Genomic DNA, 25,903 nt, shown 5'->3' with positions numbered 1-25,903 from the left:
GCTTCCCTTGAAAGAGCCCGTCTTATGAAAACTGTAAATCGCTTGATGTTGCTGTCGTTGCTCGGCTTGAGCCTTAACGTTTCTGCGCAGACCGTTGTCGATGACGCCTGGGTGCGCGCGACTGTTCCTGGCCAGCCTTCGTCCGGTGCCTTTATGCACATCACCGCGAGCAGCGACAGCAAGCTGGTTGAGGTCAAATCCCCGGTGGCCAAGACCGTTGAGATTCATGAGTCGACCATGAAAAACGACGTCATGAGCATGCAGGCCGTTCCTTTCGTGGCATTGCCAGCCGGCAAGACCGTCAACATCGAACCCGAGGGTTATCACGTGATGCTGATGGACCTGACAGGCCAGATCAAAGACGGTGATCACGTACCGCTGACCCTGATTGTCGAAGATGCAAAAGGCACCAAAGAGTCGATCGAAGTCAAAGCCCAGGCACGTGCGCTGAACACGATGCACATGGAAATGGACATGCACGATCACGGTACCGCGCACTAATCCCCCCACCAGACCGTAGGAGCGAGCTTGCCTCGCGATCTTTTAAATCAACAGATCGCGAGGCAAGCTCGCTCCTACAGATTCTGCTTAAAACCTCCCCGTCAGCGGGTATTCCACCGCTACCCGCAACTGGTCAGCGTCCAGCTCTGCCTGCCCCGCATTGCCGCGATGCACGTTATAGCGCAGCGACAGGGTGGTGCCTTTGGCCGCGCCACTTTGCACCACATAGCGCGCTTCCAGATCACGTTCCCAGTGTTTGCCACCTTTGCCATACCCCAAATAGGCATAGCCGCCTTTGGGATCAACCTGCGTGCCGTTGATCTGGCTACCGCGCACATAGGCGGCACTGAACATCAAACCCGGCAGGTTCCAGGGCGACATGTCCAGATCGTAGCGGGCTTGCCACGATTGTTCGTTCGGCGCATTGAAGTCAGATAATTGCACGGCATTGCTGATAAATATCGCGCCACGGGTCACGTAGTCGAACGGCGTGTCGCCATGCACCTTCTGGTATCCGAGGCTGAAACTGTGCGGGCCTTGGGCATAGGTGCTCATCAAGCTCCAGGTGGTGTTGTTGATGGTGCCCGACAGCGCCTTGCCTTCATCGGTGGTGCGATAGAGGTTGAAGTTGAATGCCAGCGAGCGCTTTTCATCAAGCGGCTGGTTGAACAGGGCGCCCAGGTACTGCTGGTTCCAGGTGTTTTCATAGCGAGACGTATAAAGGCTGGTGCTTAGCTGTTTGCTGGGGGTATAGACCACGCCCGCAAGGTCGAACGCGTCGCCTTTGCGGCCGTTGGAGTAGTTCACCACAAACTCCTGGTTATGGCTGCTGGCGTTGCGATCGGTACTGCCGGTGAAGTGCCCGCCGACCATTTTCAGGGCATTTAACTCGTTGCTGGTGACAAACAGCCCGGTGGCGGTCTCGGGTAGCAGGCGGCTGTCGGATGAGCTGAATACCGGGGTCTTGACCCGCTGCTCGCCGTACGAGACCACTGTGTTGGACATGCGCAGTTTGATCGCGGCGCCGCCCCGGGCGTAGTCGTCCTTGGGGTAGCCCTCGTTATCCAGCCCCAGCAACCGGGCCTTGCCCGCACGACCACCGCCACTGTCCAGTTTGACCCCGAGGTAGGCGTGAGCATCGATGCCGACGCCGATCAGCCCCTGGGTGAAACCTGACTGCAGCGTGCCCATCAGGCCGTACGCCCATTCCTCGGCGTAATCGTTACGTTCAGACCTGGTTTTGTAGGCATTACGTGCGCTGCTGTTGCTGCTGCCATGCTGGTAATCGCGGCGGTCGTAGACACTGCGATTAAGCACCGCCCAAGTGCTGTCTTCAATAAAGCCATTGGCCTGGGACTGGGCCGAATCGGCCATGCTTGCTGGGCTGGCGAGGGCCAGCAAAATGGCTGAGCGGGTGCGCAGGACGGTCATGGCGCGGCCTGTCGGGCGAGGGCGGCATTCATGCGGTCGAGCGCGCGCTTGGGCAGTGACGCAGGTAAAACTGGCGCCTCGGCCGGTGGTTCGCCCACTTGAATCAGCATCACCATGCCCATGGCCAGATGCGGCGTGCACTGAATGCCATAGAGGCCTGGCTCCGTGAAGGTCTGTTCGATTTCCTGATCAATCTTGCCCACAAAAGTCGGAACGCCTTCTGGCCAAATGGCCGGCAAGGTCGCTGCGTTATGGCCGGTTTGCGCCGCCACGAACTTGACCGTATCACCGGGCGCAATCTGCAGGTAATCCGGGTCGTAGACCATGCCGGCGGTCGGGCTGCGAGTGAGCATTTTGACTTCATGGGTCTCGGCCAGGGCCGTTGAAGCAAGCAGGGAGGTGGTCAACAGCACGGTCAGGGATGAAATACGCATATCTGGTTATCCATAGAGTCTGGGTCCCAAACGCGGGATGCGCGGCATGTTAGAGCAACACGCCGCGCCGTCCGCATTAGAAGTATTTCAGCCATGAAACATCTCGGCGACGGGTCTTGAGCCCGGCAAACCAGCGCACCGGCAGATACAACGCTGCGGCCAGCAAAATAGCCGTCAGCCACACGGCGCCGATGCCGTCGAAACCGAAGTAATCGCCCTGATTTAAACCAAACAGGCCGACGCAGATCAGGTACAGCACTTTGAGCACGTACAGGTGCAGCAGGTAGAAGAACATCGGCGCGGCGCCAAACACCGCCAGGGTGCGGATCCAGCGTTGCTGGCCGGCGCGTTCAAAGCCGAGCAACAGCAGCAGGCCGACACCCAGAGTCAAGGTGAGAAACAGCAGCGAAGGCGGGTATTTAGTGATGTTGAAAAAGCTCATCAGGGTTTGCGTTACGTTGCTGTAGCCCACCCATTGCGCCTCGCCATAACCATTGAGCAAACGCAGAGCGACAAAGCCGAGCAGGGCGCCAGTGCCCGCGAGCAGCAGAAAACGCTGACGCAAGGCTGCTGAGGCAGAGCGTGCGAACCATGGCCCCAGGCAGTAGCCCAGCGCGATGACCCCGATCCACGGCAGTACCGGATACGATGTGCGCAAACGCAGGTTGTCCGAAAACTCGATCCAGCCGCGATCATGCAAAATCGCCCAGGGCACATGCATCGCAGAACCTGCGGCAAAGTGCACGTTGTCCAGCAGGTTATGCCCGGCAATGATCACCACGGCGAGCACAAAAAGCAGCGGGCGAGGCAACCAGACCAGCGCGGCCAGGGCAATCATGCTCACGCCGATGGCCCAAATGACCTGCATGTAAATCACGCTTGGCGGGAACTGAAAAGTCCAGGCGAAGTTCACCAGGGTGAATTCCAGCACTACCAGAAACAGCCCGCGCTTGAATAGAAAAGCCGAGACGTCGCGGGTGCCCTGGTATTTTTCACCGTACAGAAACGCCGACAACCCGGTTAGCAAGACAAACACCGGGGCGCACAAGTGGGCCAGGGTCCGGCTAAAAAACAAGGCAGGGTCCGTGACATCAATGTTCATCGGGTCGGCCACCTGGCGATGCAAAAAAAACGTCTCGCGCACGTGGTCCAGCAGCATGAAGATGATCACCAACCCCCGAAGGGCGTCGATGGAGAGCAGGCGTTGGCCTGAAGGCGGGGCTTGAATTGCGTTTGGCATTGAAGAGATCACAGGCAGGTGAATGTTGTAAGTTGCGTTACCTTATAACATTCGATCCCTGCCTGTCACTCGTGTGAGAACAATTCGCAATTAATGCTGCGCGTGCTGGCGATCAGCGACGCACTTTGACCCACGCCATCAAGATCGCTGAGGACAGCACCCCGGCGAACATGAAGATGTAAGCCGCACCGGGGTTGCCGGTCAGGCCAATCAGGTAGCCGACGATCCATGAGCCAACAAAGGCGCCCAAGGCCCCGCACGCATTGATCAGGCCAATGGCACCGCCGAAGACGTTGGCCGGAAGGATCTCCGGGATTAGCGCAAAAAACGGCCCGTAAGGTGCATAGAGCGCGGCACCGGCCAACGTCAACAGCACGTACGACAGCCAGAAATGCTCAGAGCCCAGCAGATAAGAACCGAGGAACGCCAGCGCACCGAGTGCCAGCAACGGCCAGACGAAGTGTTTGCGTTGCTGGGATTTGTCCGAGGCCCAGGACACCGCCAACATGGCGGCCACAGCGGCCACGTAGGGCACTGCGCTCAACCAGCCGACGGTGACGATGTCAGCTGCGGCTGCCTGTTTGATGATGCTTGGCAGCCACATGATGAAACCGTACACGCCGATGCTCCACAGCGCGTGAACACAGCACAACTGAATCACCACCGGGCTGGTGAAGGCCTGGCGGTAATTGCGTACTTGCTGCATGCCTTTTTGTTCGTCGGCCAGGGTGGCGGCCAGTTGGGCTTTTTCCTGTTGCGTCAGCCAGTTGACCTGCTCGGGCTTGTCACGCGCCATGCGCCACCAGACGAAGGCCCACAGCACGGCCGGAGCGCCTTCAATGACAAACATTTCGCGCCAGCCCCAGGCCTGAATCAGGTAGCCCGACACCACCGACATCCACAGCACCGTCACCGGGTTGCCCAGTACCAGAAAAGTATTGGCCCGTGAGCGTTCCTTGCGGGTGAACCAGTTGCTGATAAAAATCAGCATGGCGGGCATCACGGCTGCTTCGACGATGCCCAGCGACACCCGAATGAACATCAGCATCGGGATGTTGGTCACCAGCCCGGTGGCCATGGCGCAAAAGCCCCACAGAATCAGGCTCCAGAACACCAGTTTGCGCACGCTGTATTTCTGCGCGTAAATCGCCCCCGGCACCTGGAAGAAAAAGTACCCGAGAAAAAACAGCGCGCCGATCAGCGAGGACATGCCTTTGGTAATGCCCAGGTCATGCTCGATCCCGGCAGCACTGGCAAAGCCGTAGTTGGCCCGGTCCAGATAGGCGAGGCTGTAAGTGATGAAAATGATCGGGATCAGGTACAGCCAGCGTTTGGGCGCAAAACCTTTGGCCTTGACCGTTTGCTCACGGCTACCTGTCAGCGGCAGTGCGGGTTCTTTGAGAGTGCTCATGGGGTTCCCCCTGTTATTGTTTTTTTAGATGCAGGTTTAAACGACGCTGGTCAGGCCTCCATCGACAAACAGCGTTTGACCGTTAACGAAATCCGAAGCCGGGGAGGCCAGGAACACGGCAGCGCCGCACAGTTCTTCGACACGGCCCCAGCGCCCGGCCGGTGTGCGTTTGCACAGCCATTCTGAGAACTCCTGGTTGTCCACCAGTGCGCGGTTCATCTCGGTGGCAAAGTACCCCGGCGCCAGGCCATTGGCCTGAATGCCGTGGCGTGCCCATTCGGCGCACATGCCCTTGGTGAGCATTTTCACTGCGCCCTTGGAGGCTGCATAAGGCGCAATGGTCGGGCGTGCCAGCTCGCTTTGTACCGAGCAAATATTGATGATCTTGCCGCGCCCACGGCCAATCATGTGCCTCGCAACCGCTTGCGAGACATAGAACACACCGTCCAGATTGACCCGCATCAGATCGTGCCAATCGTTGGCGTCGTAGGTTTCCAGTGGTGCACGGCGCTGAATGCCCGCATTGTTGACCAAAATATCAATGGCCCCGGTCTCGGCTTCAAAGGCGTTGATGGCTTCGAGCAGTTGTTCGCGTTGGGTCACATCAAACACCGCGAACTCGGCCTTGAGCCCCTCATCGCGTAACTGGCTGGAAACAGCGCGGGCTTTTTCGATATTGCGATCATTGATGACCACCGTAGCGCCCGCAGCCCCCAGACCGCGTGCCAGCTCAAGGCCAATGCCTTTGCCAGAGCCGGTGATCAAGGCGCGACGGCCATCCAGTCGAAAGCTGCTGAAATTGAATGACATGCTGTATTCCACCTGTGTGTTATCTCTGTCGATGCAGGCTTTGTGGGTGACAGAGATGATCTTGTTTTAGCCAGTTCACCCCAGGCCTTGCAGTGCGTCCAATCGTCATTGATGATCTCGTGATCAAAAACGCTGATAACCACGTGTCAGCGCGCCTTCTGTTTGGAGTTTGAGAGTGGAAATCAAGCACCTGCGATCCTTTGTCACCCTGGCCGAAGAGCTGCATTTCGGGCGGGCCGCACACCGTTTGTCCATCGTTCAACCGGCCTTGAGCATGCAGATCAAGGTGCTTGAAGAAGAGCTGGGCGTGCGCCTGTTCGAACGCAATCGGCATTCGGTGATGCTCACCGAGGTGGGCGCGATCTTCTTGCCCGAAGCGCGAGCCACCCTGCAGCAAGCCGCCCACGCCAGCGATGTGGCTAAAGCCAGCGGGCGAGGGGAGATTGGCCGGGTGCGCTTTGGTTTTGTCTCATCGGTACTGCCGGAGCTCTTGCCGACTCTGATCCGCACCTTGCATGCGCGTTTTCCACGTATCGAACTGGAACTCAAGGACATGCCCGGCCCGGATCAGGCCAGCGCCTTACACAATGGCCAGCTTGATTTCGGGCTGATGCGTTTACCGGCGGTGATTGCTGGCATCCATACCCGTGTGGTGCTGCAAGAGGCCTTCGTGGTCGCGTTGCCGAGTGATCATCCGCTGGCAGCTTGTGCCAGCATTCCGGCGATAGCGTTGGCCAACGTCCCGGTGTTTATTCTCTCCAGGCGCTATGCACCGGGGTTCTACGACGAACTGATGCAAGCCCTGCGCAATCAGGGTGTGCAACTGCAGATCGGTTCCGAGCTGGGCGAATTCACCACCATGCTGGCGCTGGTTTCAGCCGGGCTGGGCATAGGTTTGCTCCCGGCCAACGCAGGCCGCGCATTGCCCGCCAACGTGGTCTCCCGGTCCCTGGAATTGGGCAGCTACAAAGCCAGCACCGGCCTGGCCTGGGTGGACCTGAACAGCGCCGTCAAACAGACCGTGTTCAATCTGATCAGCGACATGCTAGAAACCGATAACCCTCAACTGTAGGAGCGAGCTTGCTCGCGATCTTTTAAAGATCAAAAGATCGCGAGCAAGCTCGCTCCTACAGAGTGGGTTGCTGCACAGGAAGGCTCACCCCAGCGGAATCGGGTACAACCCGTGGGCGCTGTCATGCCAGGCGAATTCCAGGCTGAAGGCCTGCTCCAACCAGCCTGCTTCTCGCACCACCTGCGGGCTGCCGTGCCCCAGTAAACGCCCGTCAGCCAATACCGCAATACGGTCGGCAAAGCGCATGGCCAGTCCCAGATCGTGCAGCACCAGCAATTGCGCGCAATGCGCCAAGCGGCTGCGCAGGTAGCTCAGCAGGTTGAGCTGATGGGTTATGTCCAGCGCCGCGGTCGGCTCATCGGCGAGCAAAATCGGCGAATCCGCCGCCAGCGCCCAACCTATGCCCGCCCTGGCACGCTCGCCGCCCGACAACTGCGACAGTCGCCGTTGCAGCAAGTGGCCGATATCCAGCGACTCAATCAATTGCGCCGACACCGGCTGCCCGACGCGGGCGGCATTGCGCCGGGCACCCAACTCAAGCAGTTCCTGGACCTGTAAATCCCATTGGCTGCGAAAGTCTTGCGGCAGATACGCCAACGTTTGCGCACGCTGTGGCGCGGGCCAGTGCTGAAACGCCCGCTGCTGCAACTGCACGTGCCCGGCACTCAGCGCCTGCACGCCGGCCAGCGCCCGCAAGGCGCTGCTTTTGCCCGAACCATTGGGCCCCACCAGGACCAGCAGTTCGCCCGGCATCAGATCTAGATCAAAATCGTGCAGCACGGCTTTGCCAGCGTGGTGCACGCTCAAGCCGTGTGCCTGTAAAACCGGGTTCACCTTCATGCTGCGGGCCTCGCACGGGTTAACAGCAGCAGAAAAAACGGTGCACCCAACAAGGCAGTCAACAACCCCAAGGGGATTTCGGCAGGCGGCAAGACACTGCGCGCCAAGCCGTCGAGCAACGCCAGCAAGGCGCCGCTAGTGAGCGCGCTGGCGACTATCAGGCGTTTGTGGGTGGGGCCAATCAGCCAGCGCACCGCATGGGGAGCCACCAGCCCGACAAAACCCACCAGCCCGCCCCAGGACACCGCCAATGCGGTAATGGCTGCGGCCAATAACAGCGACACATTGATAAAACGCTGCGGGCGCAAGCCCATGCTGTAGGCCACATGATCGCCCAGGCCCAGCAGGTCCAGGCCATGGGCCAGGCGCTGTGCGCAGATCAAGGCCAGCCCGGTCAGCAAGGCCAGCAAACCCAGTGCGGGAAAGTCCGGGGTGTGAATCCCGCCCAGTGTCCAGCTCAATACCACCTGCAAATTCACCGTTTCATCGGACAAGGCGAGTAACAGCAGGCTGCGCAAAGCCCCGAGCAGCGCCGCCACGGCAATCCCGGCCAGCAGCAAGCCGCTGGTGTCGTTGATGCGGGTCAGGCGGGTTATCAGCAGCACCAATAACGTCGCGCCCCAGGCACCGGCGAAGGCCAGCAGCGGCAAACTCAACGACATCGCCAAGGGCAAGGGCACCAGTAACGCGATGGCTGCACCGACCGCCGCACCGGGCGCGCTGCCCAGCAAGTACGGCTCGGCCAGCGGATTACGGAACACCCCCTGAAAGATCACCCCGGCCAAGCCCAGGCAAGCTCCCACGCAAAAGGCCGCCAGTACCCTGGGCAGGCGCCAGGTCATCAGCAGTTGCGCGAACGGGGTTTCATCGCCTCGCCACAGCGCCCACCAGTCACTCCAGTGCGCCAGTTCGGCGCCAAGCCACAGGCCAATAAAGATCGCTGGCAAGGGGGTCAGGCACAGCAGGCGATAGCGTCTGTTGGCGGCGCTCATGGCGGGGTCTCGGCAAGGGGCGGGAACAGTTCAGGGTGCAGCAGCGCGGCTAACTGCTCGACGCCTTCGACCACACGCGGGCCGGGTATCAGCAACAAGGCCCTGGGGATGCTGTCGATACGGCCGGCTGCGACGGCAGGAATGCTTTGCCATCCCGGACGCACAGCCAGGCTGGCGGCCTGTTGCGGGCTGCCCGCGACGATAATGCGCGTTGGATTTGCCTGAAACACTGATTCGCCGCCCACCTGGCTCAGGCGGCTGTCAACAAACGGGTTAGTGCCGCCTGCCAGGCGCAAAATATCACTGGTGTAATTGTGCCCGCGCAAGGTCAGGTAGTGGCCGCGATCATTGCTTCCGGTCTCCAGGTACACCGGTACCGCAGGCTGCCCGGCCAAGCGCGCTTGTACGGCATCCAGTCGCACCTGCATGCGTTCAATCAGTTGCTCGGCGCCCAATTCATGGCCGGTGGCCTGGCCCAGCAGGCGGATATTGGCCAGCACGGCCTCCAGATCGCGGTGGTTGAGCACCAGCGCCGGTATGCCGATGCGTTGCAGCGGCTCCACCAGGGTTGCCGCCTGCCGGGCCGGGGTCATGACCACCAGATCAGCTTGCAGGCGGGCGATGGCCTCCACGGAAAACCCCAGACGCCCGCCAACCTTGGCCCGTTCGGCAATGTCGGCGGGGTAACGGGTAAACGCCTCGACGCCGACAATGGCATCCCCGGCGCCGATCGCCGCCAGCATCTCGACGTTACTGGCGAAGATGGCGACGATCCGTTTGGGCGGGTGCGTCAGTGTTACCTCGCGGCCCAGGGCATCGACCACAGTCCGCGGGAAGCCGTCATCGGCCCTGGACGCAAGGCTCACCAGCACACACAACAGCACAAGCCAGCGCATACGGCTTAGAACCGGTAATGCGCGCCGAGGTACAGCTCACGCCCCGGATTACTGTTGCCCAAACCGCCGTTGGAGGCCCGAGGATCGGCCAAGGGCGAATCGTTGCCGGTGGCGATAAACAGCGTGCTGCGCTCGATATCGAACAGGTTATTGACCCCGCCAAACAGGCTCAATTGCTCGCTCAGGTGGTAATTGCCACGCAGGTTAAAGACCCAGAACGGTGCCTTGCGGTACACGTAGTTGGTGTCCGGGTTGAGCAGTTTTTCTTCGGTGCGGTAGTACACCGGGCCGCGCAAAATGCCATTGACCCCGACATCCCAGTCACGTTCGCGGCCATAGGTCAGCGCCAGGCTGGCCTGGTATTGATACATGCGCTGGATCTTGTCGCGGTACGGGCCGGTCAAGGTGGAAGCTGCGCCTTTGTCGTCCATGTCGAAGTTCCACACCGCATTGGTGTTGAGCCGCAGGATGCGTTCGTCACCGAGGGCCAGGGCGCTGGCCAGATCATATTGCCATTGCGCTTCAAGGCCACGGATCACCGCGTCGCCGTCGCCATTGACGTACTGGCTGATGCTCTTGGTCAGCGGCTGCGTGGTGATGCGGTCCTGAATGCGGTTCTGGAACAACGCCAGGTCAAAGAACTGGTTGGCATTGGTCAGGGTCACGCCGGTTTCGAATTGCAGACTGGTTTCGGGCTTGAGGTTGGCGTTGCCCAGCGTCTGCGTGCCGCTGATGGTGGTGAAGTCTGCTGCCAGCTCGCCTGCCAGCGGCGCACGGAACCCGGTCGAAACGCCTGCCCGCAGCTTGACCCCCGGCATGGCCTCGTAGGCGGCGCCTAGGCTGTAGGTGACTTTGTCGAAGTCTCGGGTTTTCTCGTCCAGCAGCGGCATGTAGTCGGTCTTGACCGTGCTCGACTGGCCATAGCTGTAGCGCGCACCCGCGCGCAGGGTCAGGCGGTCGTCCATCATCCGCTGCACGATTTCGGCGTACAGCGCCGCGCTCAGGTCATCGGAGTTGATGTCGTAGGGCGCCACCTGACTGCTGGTAGAACCGTTGACGGCAATACGGAAGCGATCGTTGCGCAGCTTGCTCTTTTCCAGGTCCAGGCCCACCAACAGATCAGTGCTTGGCGTCAGTAAAAACTGCGGCGTCAGCTTGATACCGTAAGCCTCAAGACGACGCTCGATGTGGTCCTTGCTGAACCCCGGGCTGCCATTGCCCAGCACCGGCGAACCCCAGTGCAGATCGTCAATGTCACGGAAGGCATAAGCCTGCGAAGACCAGTTCAGCCACTCGGCGGGTTTGGCGACCCAGTCGAGCTCTACCGACTGGTTGTAGCGATTGTCGTAGTTGCCATAGTTCCACTGCGAACCGCGAAAGCCCGCGTCATAGATGCCGTCTGAACGCACGGTCAGGTCGAGACGCTGGTCTTCTGACAGCTCGTACCCCAGCGCCAACAGGCCGCCACGACGTTTCCATGAGGTGTTTTTCTGGGTGCCGTCGGCGCTGTGGTAGTCATTGCGCCGACCGTTATCCAGGCCCAGGTAGTAATCCAGCGGGCCCGAACTGCCGCTTTGGTACACGCTGCCCTGAGCCAGCCCCCAGGACCCACCCTGCAACGTTGCGCCACCGCCTTGGGTGTTGCGGCCATTGCGGGTGATGATATTGATCACCCCGCCAATCGCCTGGCTCCCATAAATGACCGAGGCCGGGCCGCGAATCACTTCAATGCGCGCCACTTGCGCCGGGGACAGCTTGGAAATATTCGCCGTACCTGCGCGGCGGCCGTTGACCAGTACCGTGACCTGGCTGCGGTAATCGCGGCCTTGGCCATCGGTGTTGCCGCCACGGATGTTGATCGAGGTCTGGCCCGGCGTCCATTCACTGAAAAAGCCCACGGCGTTCTCGGCCAGCAAATCGGTGAGGTTGCGAGCCGAGGAGCGCTCGATCTGATCACTGTCGATCACCTGCACGGTGCTGGTGACATCCTTGAGCGACTCACCGGCGCGCGGTGCGCTGACCAGGGTCGAGTCCATGTGCAGGACCGACGGGTTTTCTGCGGCAAAGGCCGCAAGGCTGACACCGAGCCAAAGCGGCACGGCTGCGCTGAACGAATGGCGCAGGGGGGCGTTGCACAGGTTGAGCATGGAGAGGTCCGAAGGCATTTTTATAGGAGTTATTTACGCGTGCCAGATCAAGCTGGCCGCCCGTTTCGGGGCACTGGCAAGCCAACCCCCTGGCACTTTTTGCAGGTTGTCTTGCAGGTGGCGTTCAAGCAGCCCTTGCGCCGCGCCATCCAGGGCGCCGAGTTTTTCCATAAAGTGCATCAAGGCCGCATCCGGTGAGGCAAACAGCGTGCTGAAGGCCCAGTCGGTGAAGTGGATCTGGTCGGGTTGCCAGCGATCCGGCAACTCAGCCAGCGTCAGTTGGTAGCCGGGAGTCATGTCACTGCGGTGCAGTTGCGGCGGCAAGAAGCCGGACAGGCAATACGTGCGCGGGCCTTCCTGCGCGGGCAGGTTCCAGACCAAGGTGCGTGTGGCCAGCGGCCGAACCTGCTGAACAAACGCAAGGGCCTGGCCGTCTGCCACCGGGATATTCGCGCACAACACGGTTGTGGTCGGGGTGAGCGGCAAATTTGGCAAGTCCTGCCAAAGGCCGTTGTGCAGGCTCAGTTCAACACTGGGGGCCTGGGCGGCCAGATGCTCAATGCTGCTACGCATGAAAGCGTTGGGCTCAACCACCGTCCACTGCCCACAAGGCATCAGCAAATGGCGACCGAGAATCCCCGAGCCGGCGCCAATATCGAGCAATTGCTGTTGCGGGCCGAGCAGCTCGAGCAAGCGTCCGCCCACGCGCTCCACATAATTGGAGGCGGCCAGATGCTCGGCATAAAACGCAGCCTCACGGTCGGGCCAGACAAAAGGGGTAGCAGCGGGCAGTCGGGTTGCAGGGTTCATGGAGGCGCCGTCGGGTTGAACCAAAACGGGCACTCAGGGGAACTCACGCAGAAAAATGACGGGCAGGGAGGGACTTTGCGCGCGCCAAGGCCTGCATCCGCCCACCGCGGAGTGCCATATGTTGGATCAGGCCGGTCTCCGGGCTCACGAGGGTCATGAAACATTCGCCTTCCCATGCCAAAGCACAGTGGCTACTTGAATGTTTCGCTCGCATACCGTTGCGGGGGCAGCGCCGGATTGACCTGAAAAGGCGTACCGGCTTCCCGTTTCACCCTGGGCGCGATGGCCAAGGACACCTGAAACAGGCGCGCATCTGACCATTGGTCACCCGATGCGTCAACCATGAACATGAATAATTATTCATGAATACACAGCCTGTAGGAGCGAGCTTGCCTCGCGATCTTTTAAAACATCAAAAGATCGCGAGGCAAGCTCGCTCCTACAGAGTTTTATATTTATCAGAGAGATAGGAGATAAATCTAAGATTAAATATTAACTACGATCGTGAGCCTTATCCGCCAGTTTCCCGGCATCGACCCGCACAAACACCGAATCCCCGACCACCGTCAGCACCTCCCCGGCATACACCTCGCAGATCACCCGGCTCTTGCGTCCGACATCCCCCTCAACCCAGGCCCGCAGGGTCAGCGGGACGCCCATTGGGGTGGGTTTGATGAACTTGATGCCCAGGTTGCCGGTCACGCAATTGATCCTTGGCAAGCTCTCTGGCTGGCGATCTTCCGCGCGGTAGTGATACGCCATCACCGTCCAGTTCGAGTGGCAATCCACCAGCATTGCAATCAACCCGCCGTACACCAGGTCAGGCCAGCCGCAATAACGCGCATCCGGCAAATGCTCCGCTACAACGTGAACACCGTCTTCATGCCAGTAGCTCTTGATGTGCAGGCCATGGGGATTATTGCTGCCACAGCCATAGCAGATGCCTTCAGGCGCAGCGGTGTCTTGCAAGGAAGGGGAGATGTGGTGCATACCGTGATCGTCCTTTACTGGATTTCAAATCTTGCCATTCCCCTTACGTTAACGTAAAGATTGGTAACAGTGCGCAGATCTAAAATAAAAATCGCAAAGCTCACTGCTGTGGAGCGCCTGATGACTCTTACAAAAACACTTCAGCCCAAGCCCCTTCGCGAAGTTCGCCTGGCCCGGGAAAAACTGCACCTCGAAGGTTTGGTGCCCAGTGGCGTGTTGCGTGCCGAAATCGACGCCTCATGGCGCCGCAGCCTCAACCACGGTGTGCCCGTGAGTGGCCAGCATGAACTGAGCCTGCAAACCACTGCGAGCCTTGACCTGTTATTAGCCAACAACCAGCTACTGATCGACGCGGCCATGCCGGCCATTGATTACTTGAACCAGCGTCAGGGCAAAGACGGCTTGATCATTCTGGCCAACGCCGACGCCACTATTCTGGCCGTGGAGGGCCGCGCCGACCGCCTCAAAGGCAGCGGGGTGCCGGACATTACCCTCGGCGCCTGCTGGAGCGAAGCCGCACGCGGCACCAACGCGCTGGGCACCACGCTGGTCGAAGGCCGACCCATGTTGATCGATTGTGGCGAGCACTATCTGGATCGGCTGAGCCGTTTTTCCTGCACCTCAGTGCCCATTCATTGCCCGCAAGGCGACATCCTCGGCGTGCTCGACCTGACCCGCGAAGGGCCGCTCGGTCGCGTGCACGACAGCACCGCGTTACTGGGCATGGCTGTCAGCCAGATTGAAAGCCGGGTGTTCAATACCAGTTATTCTGAGCACATCGTGCTGGCCTTCCACAGCCGTCGCCAGTACCTGGAATCCCCGTGGCAAGGCTTGTTGGCGGTCAGCCTGAGCGGGCAGATCCTCGCGGCCAGTGGCCAGGCCTGCCAATTGTTGCGCACTGAACGCTCGGTGCTGGTAGGGCAACGTTGCGAAGCGTTCCTCGGGCTCGATGGCCTGCAACTGCTGGCTCGTCTGCAACAAGGCGCCCTGGGCAGCCTGCAAACCGCCCAGGGCGAATTCTTCTACAAAACCCTGCGTGCGCCACAACGTTCGCCGAATGTGCTGACGGCGCCACGCACGGCGCCGAAAACCACACCGCCCGCGCCTGATCTGGAGGCGCTGGCCGGTAACAACGCTCGTTACGCCCGTGCCTTGCGTATGGCGCGCCAGGGCCTGGCCAATGAGCTGCCGGTATTGCTGCTGGGAGAAACCGGCACCGGCAAAGAGGTGGTCGCCCGTGCCTTGCACATGGCCGGCAGCCGCAGCGCCAAGCCGTTTGTTGCGGTTAATTGCGCGGCAATCCCTGAAGGCCTGATTGAGTCCGAACTGTTTGGCTATCGCGAAGGGGCCTTCACCGGCTCGCGCCGTGGCGGCATGATCGGCCGCCTGCAACAGGCCCACGGCGGCACCCTGTTTCTGGATGAAATCGGCGACATGCCGCTGGCCCTGCAAGCGCGCCTGTTACGGGTGCTGCAAGACCGCAAGGTCGCTCCTTTGGGCGCCGGCGAAGAACAAGACATCGACGTCGCGCTGATCTGCGCCACCCACCGTGACCTCAAACAACTGGTGCACGAACACCACTTTCGCGAAGACCTGTTCTACCGGGTCAATGGCATCAGCGTGATGCTCCCGGCCCTGCGCGAGCGCGAGGATTTCGGCGCCTTGATTGCCCGCTTGCTGGGCAAATTGCAGGCCCCGCACGTGAGCTTGCACCCCGACTTGCAAGCCTTGCTCGACGGTTACCACTGGCCGGGCAACATCCGCCAACTGGAAATGGTCCTGCGCACGCTGCTGGCCATGCGCGAGCCTGACGAGTCCGAGCTGACCCTTGAGCATCTGCCCGACAGCCTGCTCGATGACCTGAGCGCCAGCGAGCGCCCACCGGCGGGCAGTATTCGCGAAAACGAACTGGAGCTGATTCGCCAATCCCTGGATAACCACCAGGGCAATGTGTCTGCGGCTGCTGAAGCGCTGGGCATCAGCCGGGCCACCCTGTACCGCAAACTCAAACAGTTGCGCGTGTGATGCGGCGCCTGATCGTCGGGCTGATCGACAGCCCCAATCCGCAAGCGTTGCATCAGGCGCTGCACTGGCTGTACGGTTTTGTTCGCCCGCACCGCTTGGCGATTGCCGGGCTGCTGGGCTTGTCGGTGTGTGCCTCGTTACTGGTGCTGGTGCAGCCGTGGCTGACCAAACAACTGATTGATGACGGCTTGCTGGCGCGTAATTTCCCGGTGCTGGCGACGGTGGCCGGGCTGATGATCGTTGCCGGGCTGTTGGGCACGGCGCTCTCCGGGGTGAATCGCTACCTGCACACCCGGCTGTCCGGGCGGATTCTGTTTGCCCTGCGTGATGACCTGTACCAGCACTTGCAAACCCTGTCGCCGGGGTTCTACGGCCAGCGACGTATTGGTGACCTGATGTCGCGGATCGACGGCGATGTCGCCGAAATCCAGCGATTTGCCGTGGATTCACTGTTCTCGGCCGTGTCCAGCATCATTGGTTTGCTGGTGGCCTTGGGCATGTTGCTGGCCTTGTCGTGGAAGCTGTCGCTGCTGGCCTTGATCCTGATCCCGCTCGATGTGCTCTGGCTGCGCTGGATGCGGCGCAAAGTGGAGCGTGATGTCCGGCAATTGCGCGAGCGCTCGGCTGACGTCTCATCGTTTATGGTCGAGACGCTGCCGGTGATGAAGTTTATTCAGTCGGCCGGTCAGCAGCAGCGTGAAGCCAAGCGCCTGGAAACCCTGGGCCAAGGCTATATGAGCCAGTTGCTGCGCCTGCAAGTCACCGAGTTTTTCACCCAGGCGGTGCCGGGAACCTTGACCTCGTTGTCACGGGCCTGCGTGTTTTTGATTGGCGGCTATTGGGTCGTGCAGGGCACCTGGCAACTCGGTGCGCTGATCGCCTTTTCAACGTATCTGGGCATGGCCATCGGGCCGGTGCAAAGCTTGCTCGGGCTGTACGTGGCGATTCAACGGATGACCGTCAGCCTCGGCCGGGTCATGGAATTGCGCGGCGAGCAGCCTGCCGTGCTGAGCCCTTCGAACCCCAAACCGCTTCCAGACGAGGGCGACTTGCGCTTCGAGGCCGTGCACTTTAGCCATCCGGGCCGGCCCAGCACCCTGAACGGCATTAATGCGCATATTCCCTACGGGAGCAAAGTCGCCCTCAGTGGCGGCTCCGGGGTTGGCAAGTCGACCCTGGTTGACCTGCTGCAACGCCACCACGACCCACAGTCCGGTCGGGTGTTGTTGGGCGGTGTTGACCTGCGCGAACTGGACTTGCTGGCGCTGCGCCGCCGGATTGCAGTGGTCAGCCAGGACATCGTGCTGTTTCGCGGCAGTCTGGCCGATAACCTGGCTTACGCGGTGCCGGGGGCCAGCCGTGAAGCGGTGGTCGCAGTTGCCAGGCTGGCACAACTCGACAGCTTGATTGCCGACCTGCCCGAAGGCCTCGACAGCCCGTTGGGCGAGCGTGGTCAGCAGTTGTCGGGCGGGCAAAAGCAACGGATCGCGATTGCCCGGGCGTTGTTGCAAGACCCGTTGATTCTGGTGCTGGACGAAGCCACCTCGGCCGTCGATGAGGCCACTGAACGCGAAGTCATTGAGGCCATCGACCGCCTGTTTGCGCGGCGTACACGAATTCTGATCAGCCACCGGCCTTCAACCCTTGCCAACGCCGACCTGTGTTTGCATTTGCAGGCCGGCCAACTGACAGCAAACAAGGTGCTGCATGAAGCCTGAACTCATAATTGGCGTGGTCGACAGCGGCCATGCCCCCGCGCAACAGCCGCAGGTGGTGGCAGGGCGCAGGTTTGCCCTGCTCGATGGGCAACTGCTGCGCAGCGAGCTGCAGGACGATCCCTTGGGGCACGGCACTGCGGTCATTCAGGCCATCGCCCGGCGGGCACCGGCGGCCGTGTTTTGCGTAGCGCAAGTGTTTGATCAGCGCGGGGTCACCAGCACCTTGCAGATTGCGGCGGCGATTGACTGGCTGCTGACGCAAAACGTGCGGCTGATCAACCTGAGCCTTGGCTTGCGTCAGGATCGCAGCCTGTTGCGCGAGGCGTGTGAATTGGCGGTGGCGCGCGGGGTGTTGCTGTGTGCCTCAAGCCCGGCGCAGGGCGAGGGCGTGTACCCGGCCAATTACCCGCAGGTGCTGCGAGTGACCGGCGACGCCCGTTGCACGCAAGACCAATGGTCGTGGCTGAATACCGCACAGGCGGAATTTGCTGCCTGCGTACGTTCAAACATCGCCGGGCAATCGGGGGCGAGCCTCGGTTGCGCGGCCTTGAGCGGTCATCTTGCCAGCCAACTGCTTGCACAGCCGCAGGCAACTAACCCGCAATTGCTGGAGTGGCTGAAAACCAATGCCCACTATCTCGGGCCTGAGCGGCGGGTGGGCTCATGACTGCGATTGTGGTGTTGGGCGCAGGCCCTGCGGGTGCGGCGGTGGCCATGGGTTTGCGGCGATTGGGCTACCCGGTGACGCTGGTCAGCGAGTGGCGCCGGTTTGCCGCGCTGGAAGGCATTTCCCAGCGGGTGCTGGAGGCTTTGCGTGCAGCGGGTTTGCAGCGGGCAGTGGCCGACGCGGTATTGCCTTCACAGCGGCAAGTGGCGTGGAACGGCCAGCAGCACGCACAAAACATCGAGTGGTTGCTGGATCGACCGTGTTTTGATCGCGGGCTGCGTGAAGACCTGCGTCTGGCCGGGGTAGACGTGGTCGAGGCCCGCGTGTTGGCAGTGGCGTCATCAACCACCGGCCACAGCATCAGCCTCGAAGGGCGCGAGCCGCTGCAGGCAGATTTTCTGGTGGAAGCCCGAGGGCGTCAGGCGCCTGCCGTAGGCAAAGGCCTGCGCGGCCCGGAGACGGTGAGTTTGCTCAATCGCTGGCAAGCGACGCCGGGCCACACCGCCAGTGCCGTTGAAAGCCTGGCGCAGGGCTGGGCGTGGATGGCACGCCGGGCGGACGGCCAGTGTTATTGGCAATGGACCGTGGACGTGGCCAGTGCCGAACTGCCGGGCAAGGCGCAATTGCTGGAGTACTGCCAGCAGCAGCGAATGGCCTCGCCGCTGGCCCGAGCATTTTTTGCCGATTCGGGGCAACACGACGTGCAACTGCATGCCCGTAGCAGCACGGCAATCTTGAGCCCGCAGGTGTGCGGCGAAAACTGGATTCGGGTCGGGGATGCAGCGATGGCGGTTGACCCGCTGTCGGGCAACGGGATTTTCCAGTCCTTGTCATCGGCGTTGCAGGCACCGGCGGTGATCAACACGCTCCTGCGTAAACCTGAACGAGTGGCCCTGGCCCAGCGCTTTCACCAGCAGCGGGTCGAACAGCTGTTTATGCGCTTTGCGCGCATTGGCCGGGATTTCTACGCCGAAGAACAGCGCTGGGCGCAACAACCGTTCTGGGCAGCGCGAAGCGATTGGCCGGACAGCCAGATAGCCCATGCCGAGGCAGATTTTGCCGCGCTGCGAATAGAGCGGGCGCCAGTGTTGCGCGATGGTTTCGTGGATGAAGCCGAGGTGGTGATCAGCCCGGACCAGCCGCTGGGGATCTGGCATGTGCAAGGGGTAGAAGTCGCGCCTGTGCTGCGGCGTTTGCAGGCTGAGCCTGCACAAAACGTGTTGGCGTGCCTGACCCAGGAGCAAGCGCGCGCGCTCAAAAGCTGGTTAGTAAGCCAGGGCTACCAACCCATCCTGTAGTCGCTGCCGAAGCATGAGGCTGCGATGGGTTGCGCAGCGACCCCAAAGCGGCGGTCCTGCGGCCCGCATCGCAGCCTCGTACCTCGTCAGCGACTACATGATTTACAGCTTGATCAACACCGATTTCAGCTCGGTGTAATGCTCAATCGCCGCATAACCCATTTCACGGCCCACGCCGGACATTTTGTAGCCGCCAAACGGCAGCGCCGGGTCGAGGGCGCTGTGGCAGTTGACCCACACTGAACCGGACTTGATGCGCGGGATCATCCGGTGCACCGCGCCCAGGTCGTTTGACCAGATGCTCGCACCCAACCCGTAGGGGCTGTCATTGGCCATGCGCAGTGCGTCTGCCTCGTCGTCAAACGGGATCGCCACCAGCACCGGGCCGAAGATTTCTTCCTGCACCAGTGAATGTTGTTGATCAACGTCGACAATCACAGTCGGTTTAACAAAAAAGCCGGGCCCGTATTGCTCGCCGCCACAGGCAATGGTGGCGCCGCTTTCACGGCCCATCTCGATGTAATGCGCGACACGTTCCTGCTGGCGGGCGGAAATCAGCGGGCCCATGTCCACGCTGGAATCCAGACCATTGCCCAGCTTCATGGCGTTGGCAATGTCGGCAATATCAGCTACCACATTGTCGAAATGCTTGCGCTGCACATACAGCCGCGAACCGGCGCAGCAGACCTGGCCCTGGTTGAAGAAGATGGCACTGGCCGCTCCGGCAGCGGCGCTTTTCAGGTCGGCGTCGGCCATGACGATGGTCGGGGACTTGCCGCCCAGTTCCAGGGTCACGCGGGTCATGGAGTCCATGGCGATCTTGCCGATCTGCTTGCCCACGGCGGTGGAGCCAGTGAAGGTCAGTTTGTCCACCAGCGGGTTGTGGGTCAGTGCCGAGCCTGCGGTGATCCCGGTGCCGGTCACCACGTTAAACACGCCTTCGGGGTAACCGGCTTCTTGCACCAGTTCGGCCAGTTTGAGTGCGCTCAACGGGGTTTCATCGGCAGGCTTCAGCACCACGGTGCAGCCGGTTGCCAACGCCGGGCCGAGCTTCCAGCAGGCCAGCAGCAGCGGGAAGTTCCAGGCCACGATAGCGCCGACCACGCCCACCGCTTCACGGCGAATAAAGCTGTGGAACTGATCGTTGGGCATCAGCGGCAATGACACCTCGACGCTGGAACCCTCGATCTTGGTCGCCCAACCGGCCATATAACGCAGGAAGTCGATGGACAACTGCACGTCCATGACCTGGGCCACGGCAGCACTTTTACCGTTGTTCAGGCATTCCAGTTGCGCCAGTAACTGCGCATCGCGCTCCATCAGGTCGGCCAGTTTCCACAGCAGGTTTTGCCGTTCCCGTGGCCGTGTACGGGTCCATGCAGAGTCATCGAACGCGTGGCGGGCAGCCAGAACGGCGCGGTCAACGTCCTCAGGCGTGGCCTTGGGTACGACGCAAAGCACTTCGCCGGTGGCCGGGTTGTGCAAGGGCATGGTCTGGCCGTCTGCGGCCTCGACCCAGGCGCCGCCAACCAGCATGCGCGGGGCGCGTTGAATAAAAGCCGTAGTGGCAGGAAGCAGAGCAGCAAGCGACATGATGAGTCCTCGTCTTGTTAGTGTCCGAGGGCATTCGCAACGGTTGTGCCAGTTTGCTGTTACCCCGTATTTACAGGGTTTCCAGGCCAAAGGGTGTCTGCCCGACATGGCCAGTTGTCGCAATCTGCGACAGGCTTGAGACGGTTTTCGCAACAAGGGCGCCCTCGGGCCGCGTCTCAGAGTGCAACAGCTGTCTCGATATAAAACGCCGCAATGCCTGTAAACACGGGGGGCAAAACTCGTATCGCCGCCCATCTCGCTGATTTACCGGGCTTTTCGTAAGCTGGCACGCTCCGTGTATTACTCCGTCCAGACGTTTCAAAACGATAAGCCACAACAATAAGAAAGCACCGTGCGAGGTCCGACGTTGATGAAGATAAAACTCCGATCAGGCTTGAACGCCAGCCTGCTGGCCCTGGCCGTTTGCGCAGGCTTGCATGCACCGGACAGCCAGGCTGCCCGCGATGCCCAGAGCATCCTCCAGCAAAACTGTATGGGCTGTCATATCCCCGAAGCCAACAACGGCCTGAGCCGTATCAGCCACCAGCGCAAAACCCCGGAAGGCTGGCTGATGAGCATTGCCCGGATGCAGACCATGCACGGCTTGCAGATCAGCGATGAGGATCGCCGCACCTTGGTCAAATACCTGGCTGACACTCAAGGCCTGGCGCCGAGCGAAACGGACGGCGTGCGCTATGCCCTTGAGCGACGCTTGAACACGGTCGAGCATTTCGACGAGCAAACCACGCAAATGTGCGCCCGTTGCCACTCCGGCGCGCGGATTGCCTTGCAACGGCGTCCGGCTCAGGAATGGGAGCGGCTGGTGAACTTCCACCTCGGGCAATGGCCGTCGCTGGAATACCAGGCCTTGTCCCGCGACCGTGACTGGTTTGATCTGGCCCGAACCCAAATGGTGCCGATGCTGGCCGAGCGTTATCCGCTGGACAACCCGGCCTGGCAGCAATGGCTGAAAGCTGCGCCTAAAAGCCAAACCCTGGCAGGCAACTGGAGCTTTAGCGGGCACTTGCCGGGCAAAGGGGAAGTGGCCGGGGTGATGGCTGTTGCGCCAGATGGCGAGGATACCTTCAAGGTCAAGATCACCGGCCAATACGCCGATGGTGCGCCGTTCAACGGCGAAGGCAACGCCTTGCTCTACAGCGGCTACGAATGGCGCGGCAACGTCAAGATCGACGGGGTGAACATGCATCAAGTGTTCGCCGCCAAGGACAACACCCTGCAAGGGCGCATGTTTGAAGCCGATCACGACGAACGCGGGCTGGACTTGATCGCCGCCAAAGAGGGCAGCAACCGTGTGCTTGCGGTGCAACCGAGCTACGTAAAAGCCGGCAGTGAAAGCGAAATCACCCTGGTCGGCAGCGGCCTCAGCGGCACCCCGAGCCTGGGGCAGGGCGTCGAGGTGCTAGAAGTGCTGGAGCAGAGCCCGTCGCGTATCAAGCTGAAGGTCAAGGCTGCCGCCGATGCGCAGCCGGGCCTGCGTGAGGTCAGCGTGGGCGCGCTCAAGGGGCCAGCCCTGGCGGTGTACAACCAGATCGCCGAGGTCAAGGTGGTGCCCGAGTTCTCGGTAGCACGAATTGGCGGTGGCGGCGGTTCGACGCCCAAGGTTCAGGGCCGCTTTGACGCCGAAGCCTGGGGAAAAGGGGCCGATGGCAAGCCCTACCGCATCGGTGTAGTGCCTGCAAAGTGGCATGTAGAGCCGTTCAACGAACAGGCCAAGGAAGACGAAGACGTCAAGTTCGCGGGTGTCATGCAGGCTGAAACCGGCATCTTCACCCCGGGCGATGCCGGGCCGAACCCGGCACGCAAAATGTCCACCAACAATGCCGGCAACCTCAAAGTGATTGCAGCGGTCGACGACGCAGGCAACGCGCTGACCGGCGAGGGCCATATGATCGTCACCGTGCAACGCTGGAACAATCCGCCCATTCCCTAAGCAAGGCCTTTGCAAGCACTGGCGACAAACACTTTTCGGAATGACCGCAAGCCCCGCCGACGGGGCTCGCACTGGAGGTTTGGCATGGGCGCAATCTTGAATCTGGTGGAACGCAACCTGCACGAAGTGCACGTGGATGCTGACCGCATGCTGTTTCACATACCCAGCTCATCGCTGTTTGCCAGCGATGAGCTGACCGGCACCATCATCGATACGCTGCGCGGCCCAGGCTGCTCATCTGATGACCTGATCCAGCGCTTGGCTTCACGCTTTAACGGTGAAGAAATCACCGAAACCCTGCGTGAGCTGATGTCCCTGGAGCTGGTCAGCGACGGTTCGCCACTGACCCCGGACATAGTCGCCAAACGGGTTGAGCGCACGGCCATCAACACTGTGGTGCTCAACGTCAACACCGGCTGCAACCTGAGCTGCACCTACTGCTACAAGGAAGACCTGGACAAGCCCTCCGAGGGCAAGAAAATGGACATCGACACCGCCGTGGCGTCGGTTGAAATGCTCTTGCGCGAGTCCCCGGACGAAGAGCGCTTTACCGTCGTGTTCTTTGGCGGCGAACCCTTGAGCAACCGCAAGCTCATCGAACACATGGTCGATTACTGCGAGAAGCGCTTTGCCGAGGCGGGCAAGTCGGTGGAGTTCGTGATGACCACCAACGCCACGCTGTTGAATGAAGACACGGTGGACTACCTCAACGCCCACCGTTTCGGGTTGTCAGTGAGCATTGACGGGCCAAAAACCGTGCACGACCGCAACCGCATCACCGTGGGCGGGCAGGGTACCTATGACGTGGTGCGGCGCAAGGCCGAAATGCTCTTGTCGCGCTACAACAGCCGCCCGGTCGGCGCCAGGGTGACCCTGACCACCGGCGTCACCGATGTCGAAACCATCTGGGACCACCTGTTCAACGAGCTGAGATTTGCTGAGGTCGGTTTTGCCCCGGTGACCTCCGGGGACATCAGCAGCTTCAACCTCAGCAATGACGAACTGGTGGAAGTCTTTGCCAGCATGAAGCGCCTGGGCCGCCGTTATCTGGAGGCGGCACTGGAGCACCGCAACATTGGTTTTTCCAACTTGCACCAGTTAATTACCGACATCCATGAAGGCCACAAAAAAGCCCTGCCATGTGGCGCAGGCCTGAAAATGCTGGCCGTTGATTACAAGGGCGAACTCAACCTGTGCCACCGCTTTACCGGCTCGACCTTGCCGACGTTTGGCAACGTGCACAGCGCGGTGAAACAAGTGGAGCTCAACGACTTTTTGTCGCAACGCCTGGACCGCACCAACACGGGCTGCGATGACTGCCAGATCCGTAATCTGTGTTCCGGTGGCTGCTACCACGAGAGTTACGCCCGCTATGGCGATGCAACGCACCCGACTTATCACTACTGCGAACTGATGCGTGACTGGGTCGACTTCGGCATCGAGGTGTACACCCGGATCATGGCCCAAAACCCTGCGTTCATCAGCAGTTACATCACTCCGCGCAAGGCTCACTGATATGAAACATCTCAAGGCAATCAATAACAAAGCGTTGAAACTCGATGAGGCCGCGGCCGAAAACCGGATCGAGGAAGTGGTGGCGATGAACTCGGTGGCGGGGTGCACCTCGACCACCGACCCAGGTTGGGAAATTGATGCGTTTGGCGGCGTCTCGTCGTTGTGCCAGCCCATGGAGTCTGACTTGTACGGCTGTTCCGACCCGTGCTGGTGGCCAGCCCAGGTGCCCGACATGATGAGCACCTACCCGGACTGGAACAAGGACGCTCAGGCGTCCAACGAAAACTGGCGCAACCTTGGGACTGTCTTTCCAAAAGACAAATGACTTGCCTGGGTACACAAGAATAAGGATTCCAGCATGCCAAGCATCAAAACCTGCGGCCAGGCCGCGCTTGCCTTTCTCAGCGCCTTTTCGCTGACCGTGTTGGCCGATGACAATCGCGCCTTGCAAACCGGCCACGAGTACATGGTGCTCACCAACTACCCGAACAACCTGCACGTGGTGGATGCGGCTACCGACACGCTGTTTAAAACCTGCAAAATGCCTGACGCATTCGGCCCGGGCTCGGTGCAAATATCGCCGGACCATAAAACCGCGTACGTGCTCAATAATCACTACGCCGATGTGTACGGCGTCGAGCTGGACACCTGCAAGCAGGTGTTCCATGCCAGCATCACGCAAAAACCGGGGGAAAAGGCCCGCGCCATGTTCAGCTTCACCCTCAGCCCGGACGGCAAGGAGCTGTACACCATCGCCAACCCGACGTTGATGCTCAACGACCATTATGAGGTGCAGCAACCACGGCTGGATGTGTACGCCACCGATGCCGGTCTGAATGCCAAGCCGATCCGCAGTTTTCCGGCGCCCCGGCAGTTAAGCATCATGCAGGCGGGTGACGACGGCAGCTTGTACGTGGCCGGGCCAGACCTTTATAAAGTCAATCCGCAGACCGGCAAGTTCGATGTGCTGCTCCCCACCCGCCACTGGAACCGCCCAGGCTACAGCTCTCCGGACGTGCTGTATTTCTGGAACCATCAGAGCTACCTGCACGATTTCTCGCTGCTCTACACCGCGGCCAAATTCAAGGATGACAAACAGGATCTGGCCACCGCCGACTACGTGTATGGCCAGCTCAGCGTTGACCTTAAAACCGGTAAGGCGACAACCACCGATTTTGGCCCGCTGACCGAAATTTACTTCACCGGCATGCGTTCACCGAAAGACCCGAACCTGATGTTTGGCCTGCTAAACCGTCTGTCCAAGTACGACATCAAGCAACAAAAACTCTTGCAGTCGGCGCCGCTGGACCATTCGTACTACTGCATCGCGTTCAACAAGGACGGCAGCAAAATCTACCTCGCCGGGACCTACAACGACGTGGCGGTGTTTGATGCTGACAGCATGAAACAAGTGGGCAGCATCAAATTGCCAGGTGGCGACATGGCCATCACCACCTCGCAACTGTTTGTGCGTTAACCCCAGCCCCAAAACACTTATGTGGGAGCGGGCTTGTTGTGGGAGCGGGCTTGCTCGCGATTGGACCGACGCGGTGTAAAAGTTA

At 60.7% G+C, this 25,903-nt stretch carries 22 protein-coding genes and 1 riboswitch; of the genes, 10 read left to right on the top strand and 12 right to left on the bottom strand.

The window, feature by feature from the left end; all coding sequences use genetic code 11:
• The first annotated feature begins 24 nt into the window (after window positions 1-24).
• Entirely contained in the window at window positions 25-501 is a 477-nt protein-coding gene (locus tag GHO25_RS01305) for a copper chaperone PCu(A)C (protein ID WP_153389651.1), read from the top strand.
• Between the two features lie 87 nt (window positions 502-588).
• Here the strand turns inward: GHO25_RS01305 and GHO25_RS01300 are convergent, their stop codons facing one another.
• The 5 genes from GHO25_RS01300 to GHO25_RS01280 form a co-directional block, all read right to left on the bottom strand.
• Complete coding sequence (locus GHO25_RS01300; RefSeq protein ID WP_153389650.1) at window positions 589-1,932, bottom strand: OprD family porin; 1,344 nt, start codon at window positions 1,930-1,932, stop codon at window positions 589-591.
• A complete protein-coding gene (locus GHO25_RS01295) occupies window positions 1,929-2,366 on the bottom strand; it encodes a pseudoazurin (protein ID WP_123749246.1) in 438 nt (145 codons plus the stop codon). The genes GHO25_RS01300 and GHO25_RS01295 overlap by 4 nt, the downstream gene beginning before the upstream one ends.
• A gap of 76 nt (window positions 2,367-2,442) precedes the next feature.
• On the bottom strand, window positions 2,443-3,606 hold the full coding sequence (locus GHO25_RS01290) for a DUF1624 domain-containing protein (protein ID WP_153389649.1): 1,164 nt from the start codon (window positions 3,604-3,606) through the stop codon (window positions 2,443-2,445).
• Window positions 3,607-3,718: 112 nt separating this feature from the next.
• Entirely contained in the window at window positions 3,719-5,017 is a 1,299-nt protein-coding gene (locus GHO25_RS01285; RefSeq protein ID WP_153389648.1) for an MFS transporter, read from the bottom strand.
• Window positions 5,018-5,053: 36 nt separating this feature from the next.
• Complete coding sequence (locus tag GHO25_RS01280; RefSeq protein ID WP_153389647.1) at window positions 5,054-5,827, bottom strand: SDR family NAD(P)-dependent oxidoreductase; 774 nt, start codon at window positions 5,825-5,827, stop codon at window positions 5,054-5,056.
• 175 nt (window positions 5,828-6,002) lie between these two features.
• Here GHO25_RS01280 and GHO25_RS01275 point away from each other — a divergent pair, with 175 nt between their 5' ends.
• Complete coding sequence (locus GHO25_RS01275) at window positions 6,003-6,899, top strand: LysR family transcriptional regulator (protein WP_178109936.1); 897 nt, start codon at window positions 6,003-6,005, stop codon at window positions 6,897-6,899.
• Between the two features lie 84 nt (window positions 6,900-6,983).
• Here the strand turns inward: GHO25_RS01275 and GHO25_RS01270 are convergent, their stop codons facing one another.
• The 6 genes from GHO25_RS01270 to GHO25_RS01245 form a co-directional block, all read right to left on the bottom strand.
• Entirely contained in the window at window positions 6,984-7,739 is a 756-nt protein-coding gene (locus GHO25_RS01270; protein WP_153389645.1) for an ABC transporter ATP-binding protein, read from the bottom strand.
• Entirely contained in the window at window positions 7,736-8,731 is a 996-nt protein-coding gene (locus GHO25_RS01265) for an iron ABC transporter permease (RefSeq protein WP_048387628.1), read from the bottom strand. The genes GHO25_RS01270 and GHO25_RS01265 overlap by 4 nt, the downstream gene beginning before the upstream one ends.
• Window positions 8,728-9,627, bottom strand: coding sequence for an ABC transporter substrate-binding protein (locus tag GHO25_RS01260; protein WP_178109935.1), 900 nt, complete (start codon window positions 9,625-9,627; stop codon window positions 8,728-8,730). Before GHO25_RS01260 ends, GHO25_RS01265 begins: the two co-directional genes overlap by 4 nt.
• A gap of 5 nt (window positions 9,628-9,632) precedes the next feature.
• Window positions 9,633-11,774, bottom strand: a complete 2,142-nt coding sequence (locus GHO25_RS01255; RefSeq protein ID WP_153389644.1) for a TonB-dependent receptor — start codon at window positions 11,772-11,774, stop codon at window positions 9,633-9,635.
• 33 nt (window positions 11,775-11,807) lie between these two features.
• On the bottom strand, window positions 11,808-12,584 hold the full coding sequence (locus GHO25_RS01250) for a class I SAM-dependent methyltransferase (RefSeq protein ID WP_153389643.1): 777 nt from the start codon (window positions 12,582-12,584) through the stop codon (window positions 11,808-11,810).
• Window positions 12,585-12,695: 111 nt separating this feature from the next.
• Window positions 12,696-12,899: riboswitch (cobalamin riboswitch) on the bottom strand.
• A 177-nt stretch (window positions 12,900-13,076) separates the two neighbouring features.
• Complete coding sequence (locus tag GHO25_RS01245; protein ID WP_153389642.1) at window positions 13,077-13,574, bottom strand: PaaI family thioesterase; 498 nt, start codon at window positions 13,572-13,574, stop codon at window positions 13,077-13,079.
• Window positions 13,575-13,694: 120 nt separating this feature from the next.
• Here GHO25_RS01245 and GHO25_RS01240 point away from each other — a divergent pair, with 120 nt between their 5' ends.
• From GHO25_RS01240 to GHO25_RS01225, 4 genes are read left to right on the top strand one after another with little or no spacing between them, the layout of a single operon-like run.
• Window positions 13,695-15,599 carry a sigma-54-dependent Fis family transcriptional regulator gene (locus GHO25_RS01240; protein WP_153389641.1) on the top strand — a complete coding sequence of 635 codons (1,905 nt, stop codon included), beginning with the start codon at window positions 13,695-13,697 and terminating at the stop codon, window positions 15,597-15,599.
• A complete protein-coding gene (locus tag GHO25_RS01235; RefSeq protein WP_153389640.1) occupies window positions 15,599-17,317 on the top strand; it encodes an ABC transporter ATP-binding protein in 1,719 nt (572 codons plus the stop codon). Before GHO25_RS01240 ends, GHO25_RS01235 begins: the two co-directional genes overlap by 1 nt.
• Window positions 17,307-17,984, top strand: a complete 678-nt coding sequence (locus GHO25_RS01230) for a S8 family serine peptidase (RefSeq protein WP_153389639.1) — start codon at window positions 17,307-17,309, stop codon at window positions 17,982-17,984. Before GHO25_RS01235 ends, GHO25_RS01230 begins: the two co-directional genes overlap by 11 nt.
• Window positions 17,981-19,282: an NAD(P)/FAD-dependent oxidoreductase gene (locus GHO25_RS01225; RefSeq protein ID WP_153389638.1), complete on the top strand. Its 1,302-nt coding sequence runs from the start codon at window positions 17,981-17,983 to the stop codon at window positions 19,280-19,282. The genes GHO25_RS01230 and GHO25_RS01225 overlap by 4 nt, the downstream gene beginning before the upstream one ends.
• A 102-nt stretch (window positions 19,283-19,384) precedes the next feature.
• Here the strand turns inward: GHO25_RS01225 and GHO25_RS01220 are convergent, their stop codons facing one another.
• Window positions 19,385-20,875: an aldehyde dehydrogenase gene (locus tag GHO25_RS01220; protein WP_088500402.1), complete on the bottom strand. Its 1,491-nt coding sequence runs from the start codon at window positions 20,873-20,875 to the stop codon at window positions 19,385-19,387.
• A 370-nt stretch (window positions 20,876-21,245) separates the two neighbouring features.
• On the opposite strand from GHO25_RS01220, the gene peaA reads away from it, so the two are divergent.
• From peaA to peaD, 4 genes are all read left to right on the top strand, one after another.
• Window positions 21,246-22,826 carry a quinohemoprotein amine dehydrogenase subunit alpha gene (peaA, locus tag GHO25_RS01215; RefSeq protein WP_153389637.1) on the top strand — a complete coding sequence of 527 codons (1,581 nt, stop codon included), beginning with the start codon at window positions 21,246-21,248 and terminating at the stop codon, window positions 22,824-22,826.
• 84 nt (window positions 22,827-22,910) lie between these two features.
• Entirely contained in the window at window positions 22,911-24,341 is a 1,431-nt protein-coding gene (peaB, locus tag GHO25_RS01210) for a quinohemoprotein amine dehydrogenase maturation protein (protein ID WP_153389636.1), read from the top strand.
• Between the two features lies 1 nt (window position 24,342).
• Window positions 24,343-24,666: a quinohemoprotein amine dehydrogenase subunit gamma gene (qhpC, locus tag GHO25_RS01205; RefSeq protein ID WP_048372098.1), complete on the top strand. Its 324-nt coding sequence runs from the start codon at window positions 24,343-24,345 to the stop codon at window positions 24,664-24,666.
• 33 nt (window positions 24,667-24,699) lie between these two features.
• Window positions 24,700-25,818, top strand: a complete 1,119-nt coding sequence (gene peaD, locus GHO25_RS01200; protein ID WP_153389635.1) for a quinohemoprotein amine dehydrogenase subunit beta — start codon at window positions 24,700-24,702, stop codon at window positions 25,816-25,818.
• The last annotated feature ends 85 nt before the right edge of the window (window positions 25,819-25,903 follow it).

Origin of the sequence: Pseudomonas sp. FSL R10-1350, assembly GCF_009600525.1 — a bacterium.
GTDB lineage: Bacteria > Pseudomonadota > Gammaproteobacteria > Pseudomonadales > Pseudomonadaceae > Aquipseudomonas > Aquipseudomonas helleri.
The sequence above is the reverse complement of the archived record's forward strand: the minus strand, read 5'-3'. Positions and strand labels throughout refer to the sequence as shown.

Excerpts from the sequence above, each read along its gene's own strand:
- GHO25_RS01295 (WP_123749246.1), bottom strand. The coding sequence starts at position 2,366 with ATGCGTATTTCATCCCTGACCGTGCTGTTGACCACCTCCCTGCTTGCT.
- qhpC (WP_048372098.1), top strand. The coding sequence starts at position 24,343 with ATGAAACATCTCAAGGCAATCAATAACAAAGCGTTGAAACTCGATGAG.
- GHO25_RS01270 (WP_153389645.1), bottom strand. The coding sequence starts at position 7,739 with ATGAAGGTGAACCCGGTTTTACAGGCACACGGCTTGAGCGTGCACCAC.
- GHO25_RS01265 (WP_048387628.1), bottom strand. The coding sequence starts at position 8,731 with ATGAGCGCCGCCAACAGACGCTATCGCCTGCTGTGCCTGACCCCCTTG.
- GHO25_RS01225 (WP_153389638.1), top strand. The coding sequence starts at position 17,981 with ATGACTGCGATTGTGGTGTTGGGCGCAGGCCCTGCGGGTGCGGCGGTG.
- GHO25_RS01290 (WP_153389649.1), bottom strand. The coding sequence starts at position 3,606 with ATGCCAAACGCAATTCAAGCCCCGCCTTCAGGCCAACGCCTGCTCTCC.
- GHO25_RS01220 (WP_088500402.1), bottom strand. The coding sequence starts at position 20,875 with ATGTCGCTTGCTGCTCTGCTTCCTGCCACTACGGCTTTTATTCAACGC.
- GHO25_RS01245 (WP_153389642.1), bottom strand. The coding sequence starts at position 13,574 with ATGCACCACATCTCCCCTTCCTTGCAAGACACCGCTGCGCCTGAAGGC.
- GHO25_RS01260 (WP_178109935.1), bottom strand. The coding sequence starts at position 9,627 with ATGCGCTGGCTTGTGCTGTTGTGTGTGCTGGTGAGCCTTGCGTCCAGG.
- GHO25_RS01250 (WP_153389643.1), bottom strand. The coding sequence starts at position 12,584 with ATGAACCCTGCAACCCGACTGCCCGCTGCTACCCCTTTTGTCTGGCCC.
- GHO25_RS01305 (WP_153389651.1), top strand. The coding sequence starts at position 25 with ATGAAAACTGTAAATCGCTTGATGTTGCTGTCGTTGCTCGGCTTGAGC.
- GHO25_RS01235 (WP_153389640.1), top strand. The coding sequence starts at position 15,599 with ATGCGGCGCCTGATCGTCGGGCTGATCGACAGCCCCAATCCGCAAGCG.
- GHO25_RS01280 (WP_153389647.1), bottom strand. The coding sequence starts at position 5,827 with ATGTCATTCAATTTCAGCAGCTTTCGACTGGATGGCCGTCGCGCCTTG.
- peaA (WP_153389637.1), top strand. The coding sequence starts at position 21,246 with ATGAAGATAAAACTCCGATCAGGCTTGAACGCCAGCCTGCTGGCCCTG.
- GHO25_RS01230 (WP_153389639.1), top strand. The coding sequence starts at position 17,307 with ATGAAGCCTGAACTCATAATTGGCGTGGTCGACAGCGGCCATGCCCCC.
- GHO25_RS01240 (WP_153389641.1), top strand. The coding sequence starts at position 13,695 with ATGACTCTTACAAAAACACTTCAGCCCAAGCCCCTTCGCGAAGTTCGC.
- GHO25_RS01285 (WP_153389648.1), bottom strand. The coding sequence starts at position 5,017 with ATGAGCACTCTCAAAGAACCCGCACTGCCGCTGACAGGTAGCCGTGAG.
- peaD (WP_153389635.1), top strand. The coding sequence starts at position 24,700 with ATGCCAAGCATCAAAACCTGCGGCCAGGCCGCGCTTGCCTTTCTCAGC.
- GHO25_RS01300 (WP_153389650.1), bottom strand. The coding sequence starts at position 1,932 with ATGACCGTCCTGCGCACCCGCTCAGCCATTTTGCTGGCCCTCGCCAGC.
- peaB (WP_153389636.1), top strand. The coding sequence starts at position 22,911 with ATGGGCGCAATCTTGAATCTGGTGGAACGCAACCTGCACGAAGTGCAC.
- GHO25_RS01255 (WP_153389644.1), bottom strand. The coding sequence starts at position 11,774 with ATGCTCAACCTGTGCAACGCCCCCCTGCGCCATTCGTTCAGCGCAGCC.